General features: G+C 39.7%; 25 protein-coding genes. 23 read left to right on the forward strand and 2 right to left on the reverse strand.

Going from position 1 to position 20,863, the window contains the following annotated elements:
* Positions 1-4: 4 nt before the first annotated feature.
* The 18 genes from rpsH to truA all read left to right on the forward strand — a co-directional run bounded on the left by rpsH (position 5) and on the right by truA (position 11,003).
* Positions 5-403, forward strand: coding sequence for a 30S ribosomal protein S8 (rpsH, locus tag IGJ95_RS00500; protein WP_010734459.1), 399 nt, complete (start codon positions 5-7; stop codon positions 401-403).
* 31 nt (positions 404-434) lie between these two features.
* The gene (rplF, locus tag IGJ95_RS00505; RefSeq protein WP_010734458.1) at positions 435-971 is read left to right on the forward strand and encodes a 50S ribosomal protein L6; all 537 of its coding nucleotides are present in this window, start codon (positions 435-437) and stop codon (positions 969-971) included.
* Between the two features lie 164 nt (positions 972-1,135).
* Positions 1,136-1,492 carry a 50S ribosomal protein L18 gene (gene rplR, locus IGJ95_RS00510; RefSeq protein ID WP_010734457.1) on the forward strand — a complete coding sequence of 119 codons (357 nt, stop codon included), beginning with the start codon at positions 1,136-1,138 and terminating at the stop codon, positions 1,490-1,492.
* 20 nt (positions 1,493-1,512) lie between these two features.
* Positions 1,513-2,013, forward strand: coding sequence for a 30S ribosomal protein S5 (gene rpsE / locus IGJ95_RS00515; protein WP_010734456.1), 501 nt, complete (start codon positions 1,513-1,515; stop codon positions 2,011-2,013).
* Positions 2,014-2,027: 14 nt separating this feature from the next.
* The gene (gene rpmD, locus IGJ95_RS00520) at positions 2,028-2,207 is read left to right on the forward strand and encodes a 50S ribosomal protein L30 (RefSeq protein WP_010734455.1); all 180 of its coding nucleotides are present in this window, start codon (positions 2,028-2,030) and stop codon (positions 2,205-2,207) included.
* A 48-nt stretch (positions 2,208-2,255) separates the two neighbouring features.
* On the forward strand, positions 2,256-2,696 hold the full coding sequence (gene rplO / locus IGJ95_RS00525) for a 50S ribosomal protein L15 (protein ID WP_153829984.1): 441 nt from the start codon (positions 2,256-2,258) through the stop codon (positions 2,694-2,696).
* A complete protein-coding gene (gene secY / locus IGJ95_RS00530; RefSeq protein WP_023518901.1) occupies positions 2,696-3,991 on the forward strand; it encodes a preprotein translocase subunit SecY in 1,296 nt (431 codons plus the stop codon). Before rplO ends, secY begins: the two co-directional genes overlap by 1 nt.
* A 59-nt stretch (positions 3,992-4,050) precedes the next feature.
* Positions 4,051-4,698, forward strand: coding sequence for an adenylate kinase (locus tag IGJ95_RS00535; RefSeq protein WP_023518902.1), 648 nt, complete (start codon positions 4,051-4,053; stop codon positions 4,696-4,698).
* Positions 4,699-4,888: 190 nt separating this feature from the next.
* The gene (gene infA, locus IGJ95_RS00540) at positions 4,889-5,107 is read left to right on the forward strand and encodes a translation initiation factor IF-1 (RefSeq protein WP_002288695.1); all 219 of its coding nucleotides are present in this window, start codon (positions 4,889-4,891) and stop codon (positions 5,105-5,107) included.
* 32 nt (positions 5,108-5,139) lie between these two features.
* A complete protein-coding gene (gene rpmJ, locus IGJ95_RS00545) occupies positions 5,140-5,256 on the forward strand; it encodes a 50S ribosomal protein L36 (RefSeq protein ID WP_002288710.1) in 117 nt (38 codons plus the stop codon).
* Between the two features lie 17 nt (positions 5,257-5,273).
* Positions 5,274-5,639, forward strand: coding sequence for a 30S ribosomal protein S13 (gene rpsM, locus IGJ95_RS00550; protein ID WP_010734451.1), 366 nt, complete (start codon positions 5,274-5,276; stop codon positions 5,637-5,639).
* Positions 5,640-5,666: 27 nt separating this feature from the next.
* The gene (rpsK, locus tag IGJ95_RS00555; protein ID WP_010734450.1) at positions 5,667-6,056 is read left to right on the forward strand and encodes a 30S ribosomal protein S11; all 390 of its coding nucleotides are present in this window, start codon (positions 5,667-5,669) and stop codon (positions 6,054-6,056) included.
* Between the two features lie 79 nt (positions 6,057-6,135).
* Positions 6,136-7,074: a DNA-directed RNA polymerase subunit alpha gene (locus tag IGJ95_RS00560; protein WP_005880735.1), complete on the forward strand. Its 939-nt coding sequence runs from the start codon at positions 6,136-6,138 to the stop codon at positions 7,072-7,074.
* A gap of 26 nt (positions 7,075-7,100) precedes the next feature.
* Positions 7,101-7,481 (forward strand): 50S ribosomal protein L17, encoded by a 381-nt coding sequence (gene rplQ, locus IGJ95_RS00565; protein ID WP_010734449.1) that lies wholly within the window; start codon positions 7,101-7,103, stop codon positions 7,479-7,481.
* A gap of 268 nt (positions 7,482-7,749) precedes the next feature.
* Positions 7,750-8,589, forward strand: coding sequence for an energy-coupling factor ABC transporter ATP-binding protein (locus IGJ95_RS00570; protein ID WP_010734448.1), 840 nt, complete (start codon positions 7,750-7,752; stop codon positions 8,587-8,589).
* On the forward strand, positions 8,565-9,434 hold the full coding sequence (locus tag IGJ95_RS00575) for an energy-coupling factor ABC transporter ATP-binding protein (protein ID WP_153829983.1): 870 nt from the start codon (positions 8,565-8,567) through the stop codon (positions 9,432-9,434). The genes IGJ95_RS00570 and IGJ95_RS00575 overlap by 25 nt, the downstream gene beginning before the upstream one ends.
* A complete protein-coding gene (locus tag IGJ95_RS00580) occupies positions 9,424-10,221 on the forward strand; it encodes an energy-coupling factor transporter transmembrane component T family protein (RefSeq protein WP_010734446.1) in 798 nt (265 codons plus the stop codon). Before IGJ95_RS00575 ends, IGJ95_RS00580 begins: the two co-directional genes overlap by 11 nt.
* Positions 10,222-10,256: 35 nt before the next feature.
* Positions 10,257-11,003: a tRNA pseudouridine(38-40) synthase TruA gene (gene truA / locus IGJ95_RS00585; protein ID WP_010734445.1), complete on the forward strand. Its 747-nt coding sequence runs from the start codon at positions 10,257-10,259 to the stop codon at positions 11,001-11,003.
* Positions 11,004-11,046: 43 nt separating this feature from the next.
* Here truA and IGJ95_RS00590 read toward each other — a convergent pair whose 3' ends face one another.
* On the reverse strand, positions 11,047-13,719 hold the full coding sequence (locus tag IGJ95_RS00590) for a YfhO family protein (protein ID WP_137071905.1): 2,673 nt from the start codon (positions 13,717-13,719) through the stop codon (positions 11,047-11,049).
* Positions 13,720-14,165: 446 nt separating this feature from the next.
* On the reverse strand, positions 14,166-14,354 hold the full coding sequence (rpmB, locus tag IGJ95_RS00595; RefSeq protein ID WP_010734442.1) for a 50S ribosomal protein L28: 189 nt from the start codon (positions 14,352-14,354) through the stop codon (positions 14,166-14,168).
* A gap of 271 nt (positions 14,355-14,625) precedes the next feature.
* Between rpmB and IGJ95_RS00600 the strand changes: the two genes are divergently transcribed.
* From IGJ95_RS00600 to acpP, 5 genes are all read left to right on the forward strand, one after another.
* Entirely contained in the window at positions 14,626-14,988 is a 363-nt protein-coding gene (locus IGJ95_RS00600) for an Asp23/Gls24 family envelope stress response protein (protein WP_010720424.1), read from the forward strand.
* A gap of 51 nt (positions 14,989-15,039) precedes the next feature.
* Positions 15,040-16,722, forward strand: coding sequence for a DAK2 domain-containing protein (locus IGJ95_RS00605; protein WP_062805886.1), 1,683 nt, complete (start codon positions 15,040-15,042; stop codon positions 16,720-16,722).
* A gap of 109 nt (positions 16,723-16,831) precedes the next feature.
* On the forward strand, positions 16,832-18,868 hold the full coding sequence (gene recG / locus IGJ95_RS00610) for an ATP-dependent DNA helicase RecG (protein WP_023518906.1): 2,037 nt from the start codon (positions 16,832-16,834) through the stop codon (positions 18,866-18,868).
* A gap of 46 nt (positions 18,869-18,914) precedes the next feature.
* Complete coding sequence (plsX, locus tag IGJ95_RS00615) at positions 18,915-19,916, forward strand: phosphate acyltransferase PlsX (protein ID WP_438761227.1); 1,002 nt, start codon at positions 18,915-18,917, stop codon at positions 19,914-19,916.
* 119 nt (positions 19,917-20,035) lie between these two features.
* On the forward strand, positions 20,036-20,278 hold the full coding sequence (acpP, locus tag IGJ95_RS00620; RefSeq protein WP_023518907.1) for an acyl carrier protein: 243 nt from the start codon (positions 20,036-20,038) through the stop codon (positions 20,276-20,278).
* Positions 20,279-20,863: the final 585 nt, after the last annotated feature.

Genomic DNA, 20,863 nt, shown 5'->3' on the forward strand with positions numbered 1-20,863 from the left:
TTCAATGGTCATGACAGATCCAATTGCAGATTTTCTAACTCGTATCCGTAATGCAAACATGGTTAAACATGAGGCTTTAGAAGTTCCTGCATCAAAAATTAAACGTGACATCGCTGAAATCTTGAAACGTGAAGGTTTCGTCCGTGATGTTGAATATATCGAAGATGACAAGCAAGGCGTGATCCGCGTTTTCCTAAAATTTGGTAAAAGCGGCGAACGTGTTATTACAAACTTAAAACGTATTTCTAAACCAGGCTTACGTGTTTATGTTAAAGCTGGCGAAGTGCCAAAAGTTTTAAATGGCTTAGGTATCGCTATTATTTCGACTTCTGAAGGTGTTGTCACTGATAAAGAAGCTCGTGAGAAAAACATCGGCGGCGAAGTTATCGCTTACGTATGGTAATCAAGTAGAATCTACAAGGAGGTGTCTTTAAGTGAGCCGTATTGGAAATAAGATCGTTGTGATCCCTGAAGGTGTAACTATCACTCAAGATGGAAACAACGTTACAGTTAAAGGACCAAAAGGGGAATTGACTCGTACATTTTCTGCTGATATCAAAATGAATATCGAAGGAAATGAAGTGACATTCACTCGTCCAAATGACAGTAAAGAAATGAAAACTATCCATGGAACAACTCGTGCTAACTTCAACAACATGGTTGTAGGTGTTAGTGAAGGTTTCCAAAAAGGATTAGAATTAATCGGGGTTGGGTACCGTGCGCAAATGCAAGGAACAAAACTTGTATTGAACGTTGGTTACTCACATCCAGTAGAAATCACACCACCAGCTGGCGTGACTGTTGAAGTCCCATCTAACACACAAGTAATTGTGAAGGGTGCGAACAAAGAAGAAGTTGGCGAATTAGCTGCGAACATCCGTGGTACTCGTCCTCCAGAACCTTATAAAGGTAAAGGTATTCGTTATGTTGGCGAATTCGTACGCCGTAAAGAAGGTAAAACTGGTAAATAATCGTTTCGAAAAATTTCATAGAAGCCAGCAGCAGGAAAAAAGGATTTTGCTGAAGTATTTCTTCATTAAGAGAGAGTTTACTTGTGCCGCAGCTTCTATTTTTTCAAAACTGATCATTTCTACTGTCTGACAGTAGAAAAAATAAAAATAAAGAGGTGACAATTGTGATTACAAAACCAGATAAGAACAAAACACGTCAAAAGAGACACCGTCGTGTACGTAACACTATCTCTGGTACTGCTGAGCGCCCACGCTTGAACGTTTTTCGTTCTAACAAAAACATCTACGCGCAACTTATTGATGACGTAGCGGGTGTAACGCTAGCAAGTGCCTCTACCTTGGATAAAGAAATTTCAGGTGGAACAAAAACAGAAGCAGCACAAGCTGTCGGTAAATTAGTTGCTGAACGCGCAACTGAAAAAGGCATTAAAGTCGTAGTCTTTGACCGTGGTGGATACCTTTACCATGGCCGTGTGCAAGCTTTAGCTGAAGCTGCTCGCGAAAATGGACTAGAATTTTAGAAGAAGGAGGAATACCATTCATGGTTTATATCGATCCAAAACATTTGGAATTAGAAGACCGCGTTGTTGCAATTAACCGTGTAACAAAAGTTGTTAAAGGTGGACGTCGTCTACGTTTTGCTGCTTTAGTTGTTGTCGGTGACAAAAACGGACACGTAGGATTTGGTACTGGTAAAGCACAAGAAGTACCTGAAGCGATCCGTAAAGCAATTGAAGATGCGAAGAAAAACTTAGTTGAAGTACCTATGGTTGGTTCAACAATCCCACACGAAGTAATCGGTGCTTTTAGTGGTGGTAGAATCCTAATGAAACCTGCTGTTGAAGGTTCTGGGGTTGCTGCTGGTGGACCAGTTCGTGCCGTATTAGAATTAGCAGGGGTAGCAGATATCACTTCTAAATCTTTAGGCTCAAACACACCAATCAACGTTGTTCGCGCAACTGTTGAAGGTTTGAAACAATTAAAACGTGCTGAAGAAGTTGCAGCTCTACGCGGCAAATCAGTGGAAGAATTAATCGGATAAGGAGGACAAACATAATGGCTGAATTAAAAGTAACTTTAAAACGCAGTATTATCGGACGTCCTCAAAACCAACGCGATACTGTTAAAGCGTTAGGTCTTACAAAGATTAACAGTTCTGTGGTTAAGCCTGCTAATGAAGCAATCAAAGGCATGATCAACACTGTTTCTCACTTAGTGGACGTTGAAGAAGTTTAATTAAACAAATAAAATAAGAACTAGGACAATTAAGGAGGTGCCAAACCTATGAAACTTCATGAATTAAAACCCTCTGAAGGTTCACGCCAAGTACGTAACCGTGTTGGTCGTGGTACTTCTTCAGGTAACGGAAAAACTGCCGGACGTGGTCAAAAAGGACAAAAAGCTCGTTCAGGCGGTGGTGTACGTCTAGGATTCGAAGGGGGACAAACACCATTGTTCCGTCGTTTACCAAAACGTGGATTTACAAATGTTAACCGTAAGGACTACGCAGTCGTTAATTTAGATGTCTTGAATCGCTTTGAAGACGGAGCTGAAGTAACTCCTGTTGCTTTAGTAGAAGCTGGAATCGTGAAAAACGAAAAAGCTGGAATCAAAGTTTTAGCTAACGGAGAATTGAACAAAAAGTTAACTGTGAAAGCAGCTAAATTCTCAAAAGCAGCACAAGAAGCAATCGAAGCGGCTGGTGGCTCTGTTGAGGTGATCTAATGCTTAAACTATTAAAAGACGCTTTTAAGGTCAAAGATATTAGATCGAAAATCCTTTTTACTGTATTTGTTCTCTTTGTTTTTCGTTTAGGGGCACATATCACTGTTCCCGGCGTAAATGCAAGCTCATTACAAGACCTATCTAGCTTACCGTTTTTCAACATGTTGAACTTGGTAAGTGGTAGTGCAATGCAAAACTTCTCGATCTTTTCGATGGGGGTTTCGCCTTACATTACTGCTTCGATCGTTATCCAATTATTACAAATGGATATCGTGCCACGTTTTGTGGAATGGTCGAAACAAGGTGAAGTTGGTCGTAAAAAGTTGAATCAGGCAACAAGATATTTGACGTTAGTATTGGCATTTATCCAATCTGTCGGTATCACAGCAGGATTTAACCAATACGCTCAATTAGGTTTTGTCAACAATCCAAATGTCTCTACTTATGTAACGATCGGTTTGATCTTAACTGCAGGAACGATGTTTGTTACTTGGTTGGGTGAACAAATCACTGAAAAAGGTATCGGTAACGGTGTGTCAATGATCATCTTTGCAGGGATCATTTCGAGATTACCGGAAAGTGTACGTGAAATTTATGAAGATTACTTCGTAAATATCAATTCTTCCGATATCTGGAGATCTGCAATTTTCGTTGCCATCTTACTAGTTGCGGTTCTAGCAATCGTGACATTCGTAACATTTTTCCAACAAGCTGAACGTAAGATCCCGATTCAGTACACAAAACGTATAGCAGGTGCGCCAACAAGTAGTTATCTACCGTTGAAAGTAAATGCTGCTGGGGTAATTCCGGTTATCTTTGCAAGTTCATTTATTGCGACACCAAATGCTGTGTTACAAGCGTTAAGTGGCCGATTCGGATCTGAAAATTGGTATAAAATAATGATGGAGATCTTTAACTATAATACGGTGCCTGGCGCAACGATTTATACGGTATTGATCGTCGCATTTACATTCTTCTATGCCTTTGTTCAAGTAAACCCTGAGAAATTAGCGGAGAACTTACAAAAGCAAGGAAGCTATATACCAAGTGTACGCCCTGGTAAGGGAACTGAAGAGTATGTCTCAAGCTTATTGATGCGATTAAGTACAGTCGGAGCACTATTCCTTGGTTTAGTGGCGTTATTACCAATCATTGCACAAATGATTTGGGATCTGCCACAATCAATCGGGTTAGGTGGTACAAGTCTGTTGATCGTGATCGGTGTGGCTTTAGAAACTGCGAAACAGTTAGAAGGCTTAATGCTGAAACGTAAATATGTTGGCTTTATTGAGTAAGAAAGCGTGTTGAGGTTTTTCCTCAACACACGTTCTCACATTTATTAGGAGGGAAAGCAATGAACCTCATTTTAATGGGGCTGCCAGGTGCAGGTAAAGGAACACAAGCTGAAAAAATCATTGACGCTTATGGGATTCCTCACATCTCAACAGGAGATATGTTTCGTGCAGCTATCAAAAATGAAACAGCTCTTGGCTTGGAAGCAAAGTCTTATATGGATAAAGGTGCATTAGTTCCTGATGAAGTAACAAATGGAATCGTAAAAGAGCGTTTAGCAGAACCCGATACAGAGAAAGGCTTCTTATTAGATGGCTTTCCTCGTACAATCGAGCAAGCAGAAGCTCTAAATGCAATGTTAAAAGATTTAAATAAACAAATTGATGCTGTCATCGATATCCACGTGGGTGAAGAAGTTTTGGTTGAGCGTTTAGCAGGCCGCTTCATTTGCCGTAACTGTGGAGCAACTTACCATAAAATTTTCAACCCTACAAAAGTTGAAGACACATGTGATCGTTGTGGTGGGCATGAATTCTATCAAAGAGAAGATGATAAACCTGAGACGGTTAAAAATCGTCTGGCTATCAACATCAAAAATAGTGAACCAATCTTGGCTTATTATAAAGAACAAGGTTTGCTACACACTATCGATGGTGATCGTGAAATCGATGCTGTATTTACTGATGTCCAAAAAATCATTGAAAAATAGCACGATTGCCCGTAGCCGACTTGCATTAAGCAGTTACTCTTGTCAAGTTCAATAAATTATGATAGAATATGTCAGTCCGACTTCTAGAGAATCCTCTAGATGATCCATTTTGAGAATTTTGAGGTGGGAACTGCAGTTTCCGCCATTTTATCGTGTGAAAATGCGAAACAAGTACAAGGAGGTACTGTGCGTGGCAAAAGAAGATATGATTGAAGTCGAAGGTACAGTCGTCGAAACTTTGCCGAATGCAATGTTTAAAGTTGAACTAGAAAACGGACACCAAGTTCTTGCTACTGTTTCAGGTAAAATTCGTATGCACTACATTCGTATTCTACCTGGTGACAAAGTGACGGTTGAATTGTCTCCATATGATTTAAACCGTGGCCGTATTACTTATCGCTTTAAATAATTGTACTCCGTAAAACTACAGGAGGTATTATCATGAAAGTAAGACCATCAGTAAAACCAATGTGTGAACATTGTAAAGTAATTCGTCGTAAAGGACGCGTTATGGTGATTTGCCCAGCAAATCCAAAACATAAACAACGTCAAGGATAAATGGAGGTGCACTAAATATGGCTCGTATTGCAGGAGTAGATATTCCTCGTGATAAACGTGTAGTAGTTTCACTTACTTATATCTATGGTATTGGTAACACTACTGCGAAACAAATCTTAGCTAATGCTGGCGTATCTGAAGATGTTCGCGTTCGTGAATTAACGAATGAACAAACAGATGCTATCCGTGCAGAAGTAGATAAATTAAAAGTTGAAGGGGATCTTCGTCGTGAAGTGAACTTAAACATCAAACGCTTGATGGAAATCGGTTCTTACCGTGGAATCCGTCACCGTCGTGGATTGCCTGTTCGTGGACAAAACACGAAAAACAATGCACGTACTCGTAAAGGCCCAGCTCGCGCTATCGCTGGCAAGAAAAAATAATTCTTAAGTGAAGGAGGTTAAATCTTCATGGTAGCAAAAAAAGTGAATCGTAAACGCCGTGTGAAAAAGAATATAGAAGCTGGGATTGCACATATCCACTCTACATTCAACAACACAATCATCATGATCACTGATACTCACGGAAATGCTTTAGCGTGGTCATCAGCTGGTTCATTAGGTTTCAAAGGAAGCAAAAAATCAACTCCTTTTGCCGCTCAAATGGCAGCAGAAACAGCTACAAAAGCAGCAATGGAACACGGATTAAAAACTGTTGAAGTAACAGTTAAGGGACCTGGTTCTGGACGTGAAGCAGCAATTCGTTCATTACAAGCAACAGGTTTAGAAGTGACTGCAATTCGTGACGTGACTCCAGTTCCTCATAATGGTGCCCGCCCTCCAAAACGCCGTCGTGTTTAATGAGTGCCTCTCATTTTGAGTTCTATTAGTAACGTCATTGAACAAGACACTTTTCGTTTTGAAAGGGGTAAAGATAAGAATGATTGAGTTCGAAAAACCAAGAATCGCAAAAATTGATGAAGAAAAAGATTATGGCAAGTTCATCGTTGAACCTCTTGAAAGAGGGTATGGGACTACTTTAGGGAATTCCCTACGTCGTATTTTATTATCTTCTTTGCCAGGTGCTGCCATCACTAATATTCAAATCGATGGTGTACTGCATGAATTCTCTACCATCAAAGGTGTTAGAGAAGACGTCACTCAAATCATCTTGAACATTAAAGGTTTAGCACTGAAAATGTATGGTCAAGAAGAAAAAACCCTTGAGATCGATATTACCGGACCTGCTACAGTAACTGCTGGCGATATTATCGTTGATAGTGAGGTAGAAATTCTTAACAAAGATATGTACATCTGCAGTGTATCTGAAGGTGCTACGTTCCATGCTCGCCTAACGGTGAAACCAGGACGTGGTTATGTTCAAGCAGATGAAAACAAAAAAGAAGATATGCCAATTGGTGTTCTTCCAGTCGATTCAATCTACACGCCTGTACGTCGTGTCAACTACCAAGTAGAAAACACACGTGTTGGACATCGTGAAGATTTTGATAAATTGACAATGGAGATCTGGACAGATGGTTCAATCGAACCATTGGAAGCAATGAGTTTATCTGCAAAAATCATGACTGAACATTTAGACATCTTTGTCAACCTAACTGATGAAGCGAAAAACGCTGAAATCATGGTCGAAAAAGAAGAAACACAAAAAGAAAAAATGTTAGAAATGACGATTGAAGAATTAGACTTATCTGTTCGCTCTTATAATTGCTTAAAACGTGCAGGAATCAATACTGTACAAGAACTTACGAATAAATCTGAGCCAGAAATGATCAAAGTCCGTAACTTAGGACGTAAATCATTGGAAGAAGTTAAAGCAAAATTGCATGACTTAGGTTTAGGTTTACGTAAAGAAGATTAAACCTTTTACGAAGGAGGGAAACCAACGTGAGTTATCGTAAACTAGGACGCACATCTAGCCAACGTAAAGCGATGTTGCGTGATTTAACAACTGACTTATTAATTAATGAACGTATTGTGACTACAGAAGCTCGTGCGAAAGAAGTTCGCTCAACTGCTGAAAAAATGATCACTTTAGGCAAACGCGGAGACTTACATGCACGTCGTCAAGCTGCGGCTTTCGTACGTAATGAAGTTGCTAGCGTGCGTGAAGAAAATGAGGAAATCGTTATCGAATCAGCTTTACAAAAGTTATTCAACGATATTGCACCTCGTTATGCTGAACGTCAAGGTGGCTACACTCGTATCTTGAAGACAGAACCAAGACGCGGAGACGGAGCACCAATGGTTGTCTTAGAACTTGTCTAAAATCACACTAATAACATCACTTTATGGATGATTCTTTTAGAGTGTTATGATGTTGGAAGTTACTTATTCCGAGTCTAGCTCAGCGCTGCTCCCCAAGCGATTCGTTTGGGGAGTATGCACTCATCATAAAGTGTTTTTTTGTACCTTCAATTAACTGTCAAGACAGTCTTGAAGGTATAAAAAAACATTTTAAAAATCAGAAATGATTGAAAACTAAGCAGTTTTTTGATAGGGTTAATAGGAACTTTAGGATGAAGAGGGAGTACTTATGGAGCCGATTATTGAATTAGGAAAGATTAATTACAAATACCAACCAGAAGATTTACGACCAGCATTGAAAGATGTTTCTTTCACGATCAATAAAGGAGAATGGATCGCGATTATCGGGCACAATGGTTCTGGTAAATCAACGCTTGCAAAAACGATCAATGGCTTACTCCTTCCTGAGTCTGGGACGGTCAAAGTTGGTAATCAAATACTAAATGAAGAGAATATATGGACGATCCGCCAAAAAGTCGGCATGGTCTTTCAAAATCCGGACAATCAATTTGTTGGATCAACAGTAGAGGATGATGTGGCCTTTGGTTTAGAGAATCAAGGCATTCCTCGAGAAGAAATGATCGTTCGAGTGAAAGATGCTCTTGAAAAAGTTCGAATGTCTGATTTTGCGACAAGAGAACCGGTTCGTCTTTCCGGTGGACAGAAACAACGTGTGGCGATTGCCGGTGTTGTAGCCCTCCGACCAGAAATCATCATCTTGGATGAAGCAACAAGTATGTTAGATCCTGAAGGTCGTGAAGAAGTCATCACAACGATCAAAGAAATCAAAGAGGAAAGTCAACTGACCGTTATTTCAATCACGCATGATATTGATGAAGCAGCTAATGCAAATCGTATTTTCGTGATGAAAGAAGGCGAACTAGTGAATGAAGGAACACCGAAGGAGATTTTCTCTGCCGGACCTGAACTAATCAATCTAGGGTTAGATTTGCCTTTTCCTGAAAAACTAAAAAGTGCCTTGAAAGAACGTGGCATTGAAGTGCCTAAAGAATACATGACAGAAGAAAGGATGGTGGATTGGTTATGGACATCCGTTTTGAAAAAGTAAACTTTACGTACCAACCGAACACACCATTCGAGCAACGAGCTTTATTTGATATTGACTTGTTGATCAAAGAAAACAGCTACACTGCATTAGTGGGTCATACTGGAAGTGGGAAATCCACCTTGCTTCAGCATTTGAATGCGTTGATCAAACCGACGGAAGGAACCGTCCAAATCGGCGATCGTCAGATCAAACCCGATACAGATAATAAAAATTTGAAACCGATTCGAAAAAAAGTCGGTATTGTTTTTCAATTTCCAGAGGCACAGTTGTTTGAAGAAACGGTCGCAAGAGATATTGCGTTTGGCCCAAAAAACTTTGGTGTAAGTGAGGAAGAGGCGACTCTACTGGCAAAGGAAACCTTAGAACAAGTCGGCTTAGATGAGACGTATTTAGAACGCTCGCCTTTCGAGCTGTCAGGTGGTCAAATGCGACGTGTAGCGATTGCCGGTGTTCTAGCTATGAAACCCGAAGTTCTCGTCTTAGATGAGCCAACAGCTGGGTTAGATCCACAAGGAAGAAAAGAAATGATGGATATGTTCTGGCGTTTGCATAAAGAACAGCAAATCACGATTGTATTAGTCACCCATTTGATGGATGATGTGGCAAACTATGCCGATTTTGTTTATGTATTGGAGAAAGGTCGCATTGTTAAGTGCGGAGAACCAAAAGAAGTCTTCCAACATCTTGAATGGTTAAAAGAACGGCAGTTAGGGGTACCAACAGCCACTGAGTTTGCAGAGGAACTACGTGTAAAAGGCATCCGTTTTGATGAATTGCCGATTACTGCAGACGCATTAGCGGACCAATTGGTTAAACTGGTGGGAGGTACTGCTCATGATGAATAAATTGATTTTTGGTCGTTATATGCCTGGAGACTCATTTATCCATCGGTTAGATCCACGTGCAAAGTTATTGGCAAGTTTCTATTTTATCGGCATTATCTTCTTAGCCAATAACTGGCAGACATATGCCTTATTAGCGGCGTTTACCTTATTTGCTGTTTTCTTGTCAAAAGTAGATATCAAATTCTTTATTCGAGGTATCCGTCCATTGATCTGGTTGATCCTATTCACTGTAGGCTTACAAGTATTGTTTACAAGTGGTGGAGAAACGTATTGGAGTTGGGGGATTTTCAATATCACTCAATTTGGTGTCATGAACGGACTATTTATTTTTTGTCGGTTTGTTTTGATCATCTTTATGTCCACTTTATTGACACTGACAACGCCACCTTTAGAATTATCCGATGCGATCGAATATTTGTTACGACCATTGAAAGTTGTTCGCTTTCCAGTACATGAAGTATCGTTGATGCTTTCGATCGCTTTACGTTTTGTGCCGACATTGATGGACGAAACCGAAAAAATCATGAATGCACAGCGCGCGCGTGGTGTTGACTTTGGCGAAGGAAGTCTAGTGCAAAAAATGAAAGCGGTGATTCCTTTACTGATTCCGCTATTTGTCAGCAGTTTCAATCGTGCGGAAGATCTAGCTACAGCGATGGAAGCAAGAGGCTACCAAGGTGGGGAAGGTCGGACAAAATACCGTATCCTTCACTGGCACTTACAAGATACTATTGTTATGGTTGCTTTTGGGCTTATGACCATCGTACTGGTGTTTATCCGTAGCTAAACTTATCAAAGATGAATGAGAACAGGGGAAGATGAATGGTACGCTATAAAGCAATCATTGCCTATGATGGTACCCAGTTCAATGGTTTTCAGAAACAACCTAACGGACGAACGGTCCAAGAAGAACTGGAAAAAACCTTAAAGAAGATGGCAAATGGAAAAGAAATCACGATTTTTGGATCTGGACGGACAGATGCAGGGGTTCATGCAATCGGTCAAGTCATCCACTTTGATTATCCAGAAGAGCGACCTTTGGAACGTATGCGTTTTGGGTTAGATACGCAGTCGCCAGAAGATATTGCTGTAAAAAGTGTGGAGATTGTGCCAGAAACTTTTCACGCACGCTATCTAGTGAAAGAAAAAACCTATCAATTCAAAGTAGATATCGGAAAACCACGTAGTCCCTTCCGTAGACATTATGCAAGCTATTTTCCTTATCCAATAGATGTAGCAAAGATTGAACGAGCATTGCCTGATTTACTTGGTACGCATGATTTCACTTCGTTTTGTGCTTCTGGAAGTTCCATTGAAGATAAAGTACGGACTATCTATGAAGCCAGTTTACAGGTCAATGAAGCAGGCGATGAGTTGACGTTTACGTTTCGTGGTGATGGCTTCCTTTATAAAATGATTCGCATTTTAGTTGGAACGTTGTTAAAAATAGGCAACGATCGTTTGCCAGAAGATTGTCTGCCGGAAATCATTGCAAAAAAAGACCGCAATGCAGCAGGTCCGACTGCTCATCCGGAAGGGTTATACCTATACGAAGTAAAATATGAATAGCATACAAGAAAAAAGCGTTTCGGCAATCACCGAAACGCTTTTTTTATCTTACGCGACGACGTTCACGTCTTGGACGGTGATCATCGTTTTCGTTTATAGGATCAATAACGCCGCGAAACGGCTGACGTTTACGAAGGTACCATAGATACAAGATAAACAAGGCAATACATCCAATAAAGAGAAGTAAGCCAGGAATGAATCCTTTTGGCATGTAACTAAAAGTAATCGTATGTTCACCTTCAGGAACTTCCACCATCAAAAAGGCATCTTGGAATTTCTTCACAGGAACTTTTTCGCCATCGATTTTAGCGGTCCAACCACCATCATAAGGGATAGTCGTGGCTATCATCGTTTTTTCAGTCGCGGTTACTTTTCCTGTAGCTGTTCGACCGGTAGTAGTCATCTCTACACCGTTATTTCTGATTTGGTTGATTGCGGCTTGATACGCTACGACATCAAGTCCGACCACTTGTGGTTCCATAAAGCTGACTTCTTTGGTCCCATAGAAGCTTGCAGTGAAGGTAACTGTTGTGTCTTGTGGGTAATAACCTAAATCATAATATTGGCCAGTAATGTTAATTTGAGATTTTCTAGATACGCCATTGACGGTAATAGTTGCTGTAGAGCTTTCTAACTGTGCGAAATTCGTTGGAAACAGGCTGAGATATGCTTGGGTATTCGCAGGTACTTGGACTTCCCAAGTCAATTCTTTTGGTTGATTATTCGCTGTTTCACTATAAGTGACCCCATTTGTCGTTGTTGTGATCTTCGTGTTCTGTTGACTTTTTAGGGTTGGTTTGTAAAACGTAAAGAATGATTGATTCAACCCAGAAAGAGCATTCATCAAATTTGTTTGACTAGTTAGATTATCACCTATCGGCTGTTCGATCTTATTGATCGTCAAAGGTGCTTTAAAGGCTAATGGCACAGCATTACTATTTTCGTACAAAGTATAGTTGTCCGTTTGTTCGACGGATTGGAAGCCGTATTTATTAAAGCTACTGTCGTTTTTAGCAATATTGTATTTGATTCCCGTAAATCCATCCATCAACAAGGTGTTATTATTGTAGCGAATGTTCAAATTTGTTCCTCTAGAACGGAAGCCTAAAGTATCCAAGTAAGAGGAAGAGTTACGATTTCTGATTGAGGAGAACATACTGATTCCACTATAACCATAATTGATCGAATCATTCGGTGAAACAGGATCAAGGTTTTCTAATCGATAAAACGTATCGGAATCCTTTTTCGAGGCATCAACTAACGTTTTGATTTCAGGATAAGGTTCGGTATACAAACTTCTTGAGGCATAATTCCAATCATCGAGAATGCCATGGATCATACTGTTGGTATTGACTGCGGCTTCTGCTGTCATCAATAGTAACAGAAGAATACTCAAACGTTTCAGATCAAATGGGTGTTGTTGGAATAAACCAATCGTCAATGCGTAGAGCGCTAAAAAGACTAACGTCAAAACAAAGGATGTGAGCGTGACATACGTGTAACTGCCATCTGGTTTGATTCCCCATGCTGTAGCAAAAGCAGTCGCTAGTACAATGATGACGCCTAGCAATCGCTTCTGATCCTTCTCCTGTAGCTGTTCCCAACTATGAGCCGCTAACAAGAGTACGAGAAATGAAAAGAGATAGGCATAACGGAATAAGAACATATTTGGTGCGTGCATCCCATGCCAGAATAAATTCAAAGGAACGAAATAGAAGCTAGCAATCAAGATCGCGAATAGCCCACCGAACAACAACTTATTTTTCAAGGGGAATTTGCGACTGACAAAATACAAGAGGCATAATGCTAAAGGAAACAACCCAGCATAGATAAATGGGATCGATCCATATTTCGTCGTGTCATAAACACCCACCATGTTTTTCATCAATAAATCTAAATAAGAAGTTGCTTCCGTCTTCAATGAAGTGATCTGCGTCAACGCTTCGCCATTGGCACGTAGATCGAGAATGGCAGGCAGGATGATCACCATCGATGCACCTCCTGCTAATAAAGAGGTGATCCCATAAGGTAAAATCGTTCCTTTGTACCTCCGCCAATTCGTCAGTAGTCGTGTAACAAAGTATAAAAAGGAGAAGACCCCGACCATGAAGCCCATATAAAAACTGGATAAGAACAAAAGCAAGTAACTAACAAACAATAAAATAGGTTTCTTTTGGTCCATCACACGATGGATACCTAAAATGATCAGAGGAAGATAGACGAAGGTGTCTAACCACATGATGATCTCTGAATGGGCAGTGATAAATGAAATCGACGCATAACTGACACTTAATGCGACTTGCCCCCAATGTGGAATGCGATAGGTACGCGCTAGAAACCAGAAGGATAAACCTGCTGAACCAACCTTTAGTAAGGTGATGAGATACAAGGCATCTGGCATCAATTGATTCGGGAACAATAAAACGAGTGGTGTGAAAAGTCCACCTAAATAATAAGAAATCAATGATAGATAATTTAAGCCAAGTGAGGCATTCCACGTGTAAAAAATGCTTTGTTTCCCTAACAACATATTACGGAAGCTTGCATGAAAGTTTGAAAATTGTGAGAAAGCATCACTAGCCAAGATGCTCCGATCACTTCCTGGATAAATACCGATACTTAAATAAACCAATAAAAGAATCAGCAAAGGGATAAAGAAGCTAGCAGCTGCATAGCGGCCGTTTTCTTTTAAGAATTTTTTCAATGTTGTTTTCATTACAATTCAGTCACCAAATTTCTATTTGAAGTTATCATTAGTTTATCACATTCATGATTTTACTTGCTGAAAATACAACCAAATTCATAAAAAAATTACATTTGAAATTAAATAACATTTGTGAGTTTAAATTACATTTACATTAAGAAAATAACACAAAATAAGAAAACACTTTCTACTTTAAAATAAAGTGTTGACAGGCGTTTGCAAATACGTTATGTTTTATTTGTAACAATTATAAAAAAACATATACTTATCACTATCTGAGGGATAGTGGCACATAAAAGAAGACTTAAAACAATTATCTGGGTGATTGATTGTTTTAAGCCTTTTTTATTTTTTCTTCTTAAGTTTCATGTAGTTGAGGAAATGTCTCTCATTTGATAATGATTCGCAAAAAATAAAAACCGTTCATTTTGTTGAACGGTTCAAATCATTTCATTCAATTATACGCGTTCAACTTTTCCTGATTTCAACGCACGAGTTGACACCCAAACTTTTTTAGGTTTGCCGTCAATCAATACGCGAACTTTTTGTAAGTTAGGTTTAACTGTACGTTTTGTTGAGTTCATCGCATGTGAACGGTTGTTTCCACTTTTTGTCTTGCGACCTGTAAAGTAACAAACTTTTGCCATGTAAATTTCCTCCTTTGCCTTGATTTGGAGCAATAGTAAATTCAGCTCATACCAGAATAACATATCATATGGCGTAGGAATTTGCAAGCATATTTTCATAGAATTGATTGACATTTTCAGTGATTAATTGTAACGTGAACAAAGTCTTTTCCTAATTTTTTTCAATGGTTTTTGAGTACTTTAAGGGAACAACCTTTTATTTCGGTTGACGCTATGATAAAATGTGATAGTAGAAAAATGGGAATATTTTACCCGTTAAGGAGGCTCATTCATGGCTGTAAAAATTCAAACGTCAGCTGGAACCATTGAAATTACCAATGATGTCATCGCAACAGTTGTTGGTGGTGCCGCAACAGATGTATTTGGTGTTGTAGGAATGGCTAGCAAGAATCAAATCAAAGATAATATCACTGAAATTTTGCGTAAAGAAAATTACTCAAGAGGAGTAGTTGTCCGCCAAGAAGCTAATGGGATCGCAGTAGATGTTTATACAATCATTAGTTATGGCACAAAAATTTCAGAAGTTTCTCGTAATGTCCAAGAAAAAGTGAAATATAACTTGGAGACTTTACTAGGTGTTACAGCCAATTCAGTAAATGTCTTCGTGCAAGGTGTTCGTGTACTGCCAGACTAGGCAGGAGACTTGCTGACTGTTCAGCAGTCGATCTGAAGGAGGATTATCTAGGTGAGTGTAACAGAAATTAGTGCAAGCCAATTCCAGGAAATGGTTCAGTCCGGTGCGAATCGGCTACAAAAAAATGCAGAATACGTCAATTCCCTAAATGTATTCCCGGTTCCCGATGGAGATACCGGTACCAATATGAATTTATCAATGACAAGTGGTGCAAAAGCCGTTGTTGATTCTACCTCTGAAAAGGTAGGAGAATTAGCAGCGCTGTTATCTAAAGGTTTATTGATGGGGGCAAGAGGAAACTCTGGGGTTATTTTATCTCAGTTGTTCCGTGGTTTTTCAAAACAAATCCCTGATGTGACTGTTTTGACAGCAACAGATTTAGCTGCAGCTTTTACTCATGGGGTCGAAACAGCTTATAAAGCAGTAATGAAACCTGTCGAAGGAACGATCCTGACAGTCGCAAGAGAAGCTGCCAAAGCTGGTGAGAAAAAAGCAAAATCAACAGATGATGTGATCGAAGTCATGACTGCGGTCGTTAAAGGTGGGAAACGTGCGTTAGCAAAAACACCTGATTTATTGCCTGTATTAAAAGAAGTAGGCGTTGTTGATAGTGGCGGTCAAGGACTATTATTCGTATACGAAGGTTTTTTAACTGCGTTGAATGGTGAATACCAAGCAGACGAGGTCTATGAACCATCTCCTGCTCAAATGGACGATATGGTAAATGCAGAGCATCATCGTAGTGTGCAAGGTCAGTTAGCAACTGAGGATATCCATTATGGTTACTGTACAGAAATCATGGTGAAGATCGGTGAAGGTCCAACTGTAGATAGTACATTTGATTATGAAGAGTTTCGTAACTATCTAGATGGCCTTGGGGATTCCCTGTTAGTGGTCAATGACGATGAAATCATCAAAGTACACGTTCATACAGAAAACCCTGGGGAAGTCATGAATTACGGACAGAAATTTGGTTCCCTAGTGAAAGTCAAAGTGGACAACATGCGTTTGCAACATGAAACGATCTTAGAACATGACCAAGCCCCTTCAGCGCCGGTCGCACAAACGAAGCCTCGTGTACCTTACGGGATCGTTGCCATCGCAGCCGGAAAAGGTGTGCAAGAGTTATTTGAAAGTCTAGGAGCAAACTACGTGATCAGTGGTGGACAGACGATGAATCCAAGTACGGAAGATATCGTGAAAGCGATCAATGAAGTGAATGCAGATAAAGTCATCATCTTACCGAATAACAAAAATATCTTTATGGCAGCTGATCAAGCGGCTGAAGTGGCTGAACTTCCAGTTGCTGTTGTTCCATCAAAAACAGTCTCTCAAGGATTGACAGCGATGTTGTCCTTCAATGAACAAGCAACGTTAGAAGAAAATAAAGAAACGATGACAGATGTGCTTTCAAGTGTTGTCAGTGGTCAAGTGACACATGCGATCCGCGACACGATGATCGACGGAGTGAAAATCACAGAAGGTGATTTCTTAGGGATGATCGATGGGAAAATCGTGATCTCTAATCCAGACATCTTAGCGACATCACTTGCTACATTAGAGCAAATGATCAACGAGGATACTGAGATCGTCACGATATTAACCGGAGAAGACGGGTCTGCAGAGCAAGCACAAGCATTTGCGGCTCAACTGAGCGACAAATATCCTGAGTTAGAAATCGAGATCCATCAAGGAGATCAACCTGTCTATCCTTATTTATTTTCTGCTGAATAATACAGCCTGAAGCCGATAGATAAAGCAGAAAATCATTTGAAAGGATCTTCGGTCAACGATTTGCAAATCGTTGACCAAGTTCCTTTTTTTGTTAAAGGAGGGAAATCTTATGCGTTCGTTAGCTGATCCAGTCACAGTGCTGGCAGGTGTTGGTCAAAAAAGAGCGGATAGCTTGGCTAGTCTAGGCATCCATACAATCGAAGACTTATTAACTTACTATCCTTTTCGTTATGAAGATATCCAAGAAAGAAATCTAAACGAAATCCAAGACCAAGAAAAAGTTACATTAAAAGGGTTAGTTGTCTCTCCGCCAGTAATGAGTCGTTTTGGCTACAAAAAAAGCCGTCTGCAGTTTCGAATGATGCAAGAACATGAAGTATTCAATGTTTCTTTCTTCAATCAGCCCTATTTGAAAGATAAAGTCATTTTATCTGAAGAAATCGCAGTTTATGGGAAATGGGATGCGAAACGTAAAGCACTAAATGGGATGAAGATCCTTGGTTCGCAAAGTCCAGATGATTTCTCTCCGATCTATCATGTCAACAAATCCATTCGCCAAACGACACTGGTCGATCTGATCCGTCGAGGGTTTAGTGAGTATGGTGATTTGATTGAAGAAAATTTACCACTATCTTTAATTGAAAAATACCGTTTGCTTGATCGTCCAACTGCTGTAAGAAGTATGCATTTTCCGCAAAATCATGAGGAAAATCATCAAGCCAAACGACGGATTGTTTTTGAAGAATTCTTTTTTTTCCAGATGCAGTTACAAGGACTGAAAAAAGCCGAAAAGTCTGAAAAGAATGGCTTAGAGATCCTTTATGATGTGGAACGATTAAAACAATTTACGAAAAAGTTGCCGTTTGAATTAACGACGGCACAAAAACGTGTCACTAATGAAATTTGCCGTGATCTCCGTAATCCACACCATATGCAGCGTTTGTTGCAAGGGGATGTGGGAAGTGGAAAGACCGTTGTTGCTGCGATTGCTTTATATGCGACAGTGACTGCTGGCTTTCAAGGAGCGTTGATGGTCCCAACAGAAATATTGGCGCAACAACATGTGGAAAGTTTATCCCAATTATTTGACCCAAATGAAGTGACCGTTGCGTTATTGACCGGATCAACGAAAGCAAAAGAACGTCGCGAGCTATTAGAACGGTTAGAAAATGGGGAAATCGATATCGTTGTGGGAACACATGCACTGATTCAAGAAGGTGTCGCATTCCAAAATCTGGGTTTAGTGATCACCGATGAGCAACATCGTTTTGGCGTGAACCAACGAAAAGTATTGCGTGAGAAGGGTTGGCGTCCAGATGTGTTGTTTATGACTGCCACCCCTATCCCTCGAACTTTAGCAATTACAGCATACGGCGAAATGGATGTATCTGTAATCGACGAGCTTCCCGCTGGACGGATTCCGATCGAAACAAGATGGGTCCGAACACCTCAATTAGATAGCGTGCTAGAATGGACCTATAAAGAATTGCGCAGAGGGCATCAAATGTATGTGATTTGTCCATTGATTGAGGAGTCCGAAGCGTTAGATGTGAAAAATGCAGTGGAAATTTACGAAAAACTTCGTGAGTTATTTGCACCAGAATATGAAGTTGGCTTGTTGCATGGTAAAATGAAGAATCAAGAAAAAGATCAGATCATGGAAACATTCAAAGAAAATCAACTCCAGATCTTAGTGTCAACCACAGTGATCGAGGTCGGTGTCAATGTGCCGAATGCAACGGTCATGTTGATCATGGATGCGGATCGTTTTGGATTAGCTCAGCTGCATCAGTTGCGTGGGCGTGTCGGTCGAGGAAGTGAGGCTTCTTATTGTATCCTCGTGGCAAATCCGAAAAATGAACTGGGTGTCGAACGAATGAAAATCATGACAGAGACCACGAATGGCTTTATCTTGAGTGAAAAGGATTTAGAATTACGAGGGCCTGGAGAGGTATTTGGCTTCCGTCAATCCGGCTTGCCAGAATTTGCGATCGCAGATCTAGTAACAGATGGGAATGTCTTAGAGGTTGCCCGTGAAGAAGCTGCGGCAATCTGGCAAATCAAAGACTGGCAGTTATTACCTGAATATCAACCATTAACAGCCAAGTTGCAATTAGGCGAACAAGATAATCGTTATTTTGATTAACAGATTATCAATACTTTCAAAATGATGACAAGGAGTGGAAATAATAATGAGAATTGCAGTAGATGCAATGGGCGGAGATCACGCACCACAAGCCATTGTGGAAGGAATCGCTCTAGCACAAAAAGATTTCCCTGAGTTGGAATTTGTTCTTTACGGTAAAGAATCAGAGATCAAAAAATATTTGACAGACGAAAAAAATATCACAATCGTCCATACTGACGAAAAAATCAATAGTGATGACGAACCAGTTAAAGCGATCCGTCGCAAGAAAACTGCTTCAATGGTTTTAGCTGCCCAAGCAGTTAAAAATGGGGAAGCAGATGCGATTTTTTCAGCAGGAAATACAGGAGCCTTACTAGCAGCTGGCTTGTTTATTGTTGGACGCATCAAAAACATCGAACGCCCTGGACTAATGTCCACATTGCCAGTTATTGGCAATGAAGGCGAAGGGTTTGATATGCTAGATTTAGGTGCAAATGCAGAAAACAAACCAGAGCATCTTTTACAATATGGTATTTTAGGGTCATTTTATGCAAGAAAAGTTCGTGGTATCGGACGACCTCGTGTCGCATTGCTCAATAATGGGACGGAAGAGACTAAGGGCAGTGAATTGACAAAACAAGCCTTTGAACTTTTGCAAAATGAAACAAGCTTGAACTTCATTGGCAATGTGGAAGCGCGTGACTTACTAAATGGTGTGGCAGACGTCGTAGTAACCGATGGTTTTACCGGAAATGCAGTGTTGAAATCCATTGAAGGCACAGCGATGAATATGATGACCTTATTGAAATCTGCCATCTTGAATGAAGGCATCAAAGGTAAAATGGGTGCATTACTGCTAAAAGACGGTTTGCGCTCTTTGAAATCTGAAATGGACTATTCAAAACATGGAGGAGCTGTTTTATTTGGATTGAAAGCACCAGTTATCAAAACGCATGGTGCAACTGGACCAGATGCAGTTCGCTATACGATCCGTCAAATCCATACAATGCTTGAAACCAATGTTGTAGGACAACTGGTGGAGCAATTTGAGAAAAAAGAGGACTAAATTTTCTACGAATTGACAAGCTGATGGAGAAAAAAGGGTGGACATTCCAAAAAATTGTCAGTAAAATTAGCTATGGTGAAGAAAACGTAGTAGTTCTAAGAATTGTGGGGGTGAAAAAATTGACGCGCGAAGAAGTATTTAATAAGGTAGCTAAAATCATTTCAAATCACTTTGAAATGGATACAGACAAAGTGACAGATGAATTGAACATTAAAGATGATCTGAAAGCTGATTCAATTAGTATCATGGAATTTGTTCTTGAACTGGAAGATGAATTCGGTACAGAGATCTCTGATGAAGATGCTGAACAAATCGAAACAGTCGGCGGTGCCGTGGATTATATCAGCAAACACTTGAAATAAATTGAATAAATACACATCAACTGATGAATGAATTGGCAAAAGCCAATTTCAACTCAAAGCCAAGAAGTCAGAAATAGTTTAGCTATTTCATGGTTTCTTGGCTTTTTCAGTCATAATTATTTAAATAAAAGAGTTTTTTTAAAGAGAAGAAATATGTCACAACATTCGATAGAAAGAGGTAGTTTCACAACATATCTATTTCGTATGTATTGTATAATTATGCTTTTATAAAATAGGACACCTCTTAGGTTAAAACTGTTTTTTATATAAAAAGTGATTTTTGCAGATTTTTATAATGATTCTTAATTTATAAAAATAGTAGGATAAAGAGAAGGTTAGCCACATACCTCATTTTTTTTTAATCTTCTTTAGGAGCTGACATAGCTACGTAAGATTTTTCAGACAATTCTGGCAACAGTGTGAAATAATCTTGCAATATAAAACGGTTTTCTATATAATTATTAATAATTAATTACACACTCCTTAGAATGCTACTTATTTAATTTTTTTTTGCTAAGTTGTTATTCAGTGTAGGATTATTTTTTTTATTAAAAACTTCCATCGAGGGAGCAGAGAGGGGTATTC

Origin of the sequence: Enterococcus sp. AZ156 (assembly GCF_051714165.1) — a bacterium.
Lineage (GTDB): Bacteria > Bacillota > Bacilli > Lactobacillales > Enterococcaceae > Enterococcus_B > Enterococcus_B pernyi.

Excerpts from the sequence above, each read along its gene's own strand:
- rpsH (WP_010734459.1), top strand. The coding sequence starts at position 5 with ATGGTCATGACAGATCCAATTGCAGATTTTCTAACTCGTATCCGTAAT.
- rpsE (WP_010734456.1), top strand. The coding sequence starts at position 1,513 with ATGGTTTATATCGATCCAAAACATTTGGAATTAGAAGACCGCGTTGTT.
- rpmD (WP_010734455.1), top strand. The coding sequence starts at position 2,028 with ATGGCTGAATTAAAAGTAACTTTAAAACGCAGTATTATCGGACGTCCT.
- rplO (WP_153829984.1), top strand. The coding sequence starts at position 2,256 with ATGAAACTTCATGAATTAAAACCCTCTGAAGGTTCACGCCAAGTACGT.
- secY (WP_023518901.1), top strand. The coding sequence starts at position 2,696 with ATGCTTAAACTATTAAAAGACGCTTTTAAGGTCAAAGATATTAGATCG.
- IGJ95_RS00535 (WP_023518902.1), top strand. The coding sequence starts at position 4,051 with ATGAACCTCATTTTAATGGGGCTGCCAGGTGCAGGTAAAGGAACACAA.
- rpmJ (WP_002288710.1), top strand. The coding sequence starts at position 5,140 with ATGAAAGTAAGACCATCAGTAAAACCAATGTGTGAACATTGTAAAGTA.
- rpsM (WP_010734451.1), top strand. The coding sequence starts at position 5,274 with ATGGCTCGTATTGCAGGAGTAGATATTCCTCGTGATAAACGTGTAGTA.
- rpsK (WP_010734450.1), top strand. The coding sequence starts at position 5,667 with ATGGTAGCAAAAAAAGTGAATCGTAAACGCCGTGTGAAAAAGAATATA.
- IGJ95_RS00560 (WP_005880735.1), top strand. The coding sequence starts at position 6,136 with ATGATTGAGTTCGAAAAACCAAGAATCGCAAAAATTGATGAAGAAAAA.
- IGJ95_RS00570 (WP_010734448.1), top strand. The coding sequence starts at position 7,750 with ATGGAGCCGATTATTGAATTAGGAAAGATTAATTACAAATACCAACCA.
- IGJ95_RS00575 (WP_153829983.1), top strand. The coding sequence starts at position 8,565 with ATGGACATCCGTTTTGAAAAAGTAAACTTTACGTACCAACCGAACACA.
- IGJ95_RS00580 (WP_010734446.1), top strand. The coding sequence starts at position 9,424 with ATGATGAATAAATTGATTTTTGGTCGTTATATGCCTGGAGACTCATTT.
- truA (WP_010734445.1), top strand. The coding sequence starts at position 10,257 with ATGGTACGCTATAAAGCAATCATTGCCTATGATGGTACCCAGTTCAAT.
- IGJ95_RS00590 (WP_137071905.1), bottom strand. The coding sequence starts at position 13,719 with ATGAAAACAACATTGAAAAAATTCTTAAAAGAAAACGGCCGCTATGCA.
- rpmB (WP_010734442.1), bottom strand. The coding sequence starts at position 14,354 with ATGGCAAAAGTTTGTTACTTTACAGGTCGCAAGACAAAAAGTGGAAAC.
- IGJ95_RS00600 (WP_010720424.1), top strand. The coding sequence starts at position 14,626 with ATGGCTGTAAAAATTCAAACGTCAGCTGGAACCATTGAAATTACCAAT.
- recG (WP_023518906.1), top strand. The coding sequence starts at position 16,832 with ATGCGTTCGTTAGCTGATCCAGTCACAGTGCTGGCAGGTGTTGGTCAA.
- plsX (WP_438761227.1), top strand. The coding sequence starts at position 18,915 with ATGAGAATTGCAGTAGATGCAATGGGCGGAGATCACGCACCACAAGCC.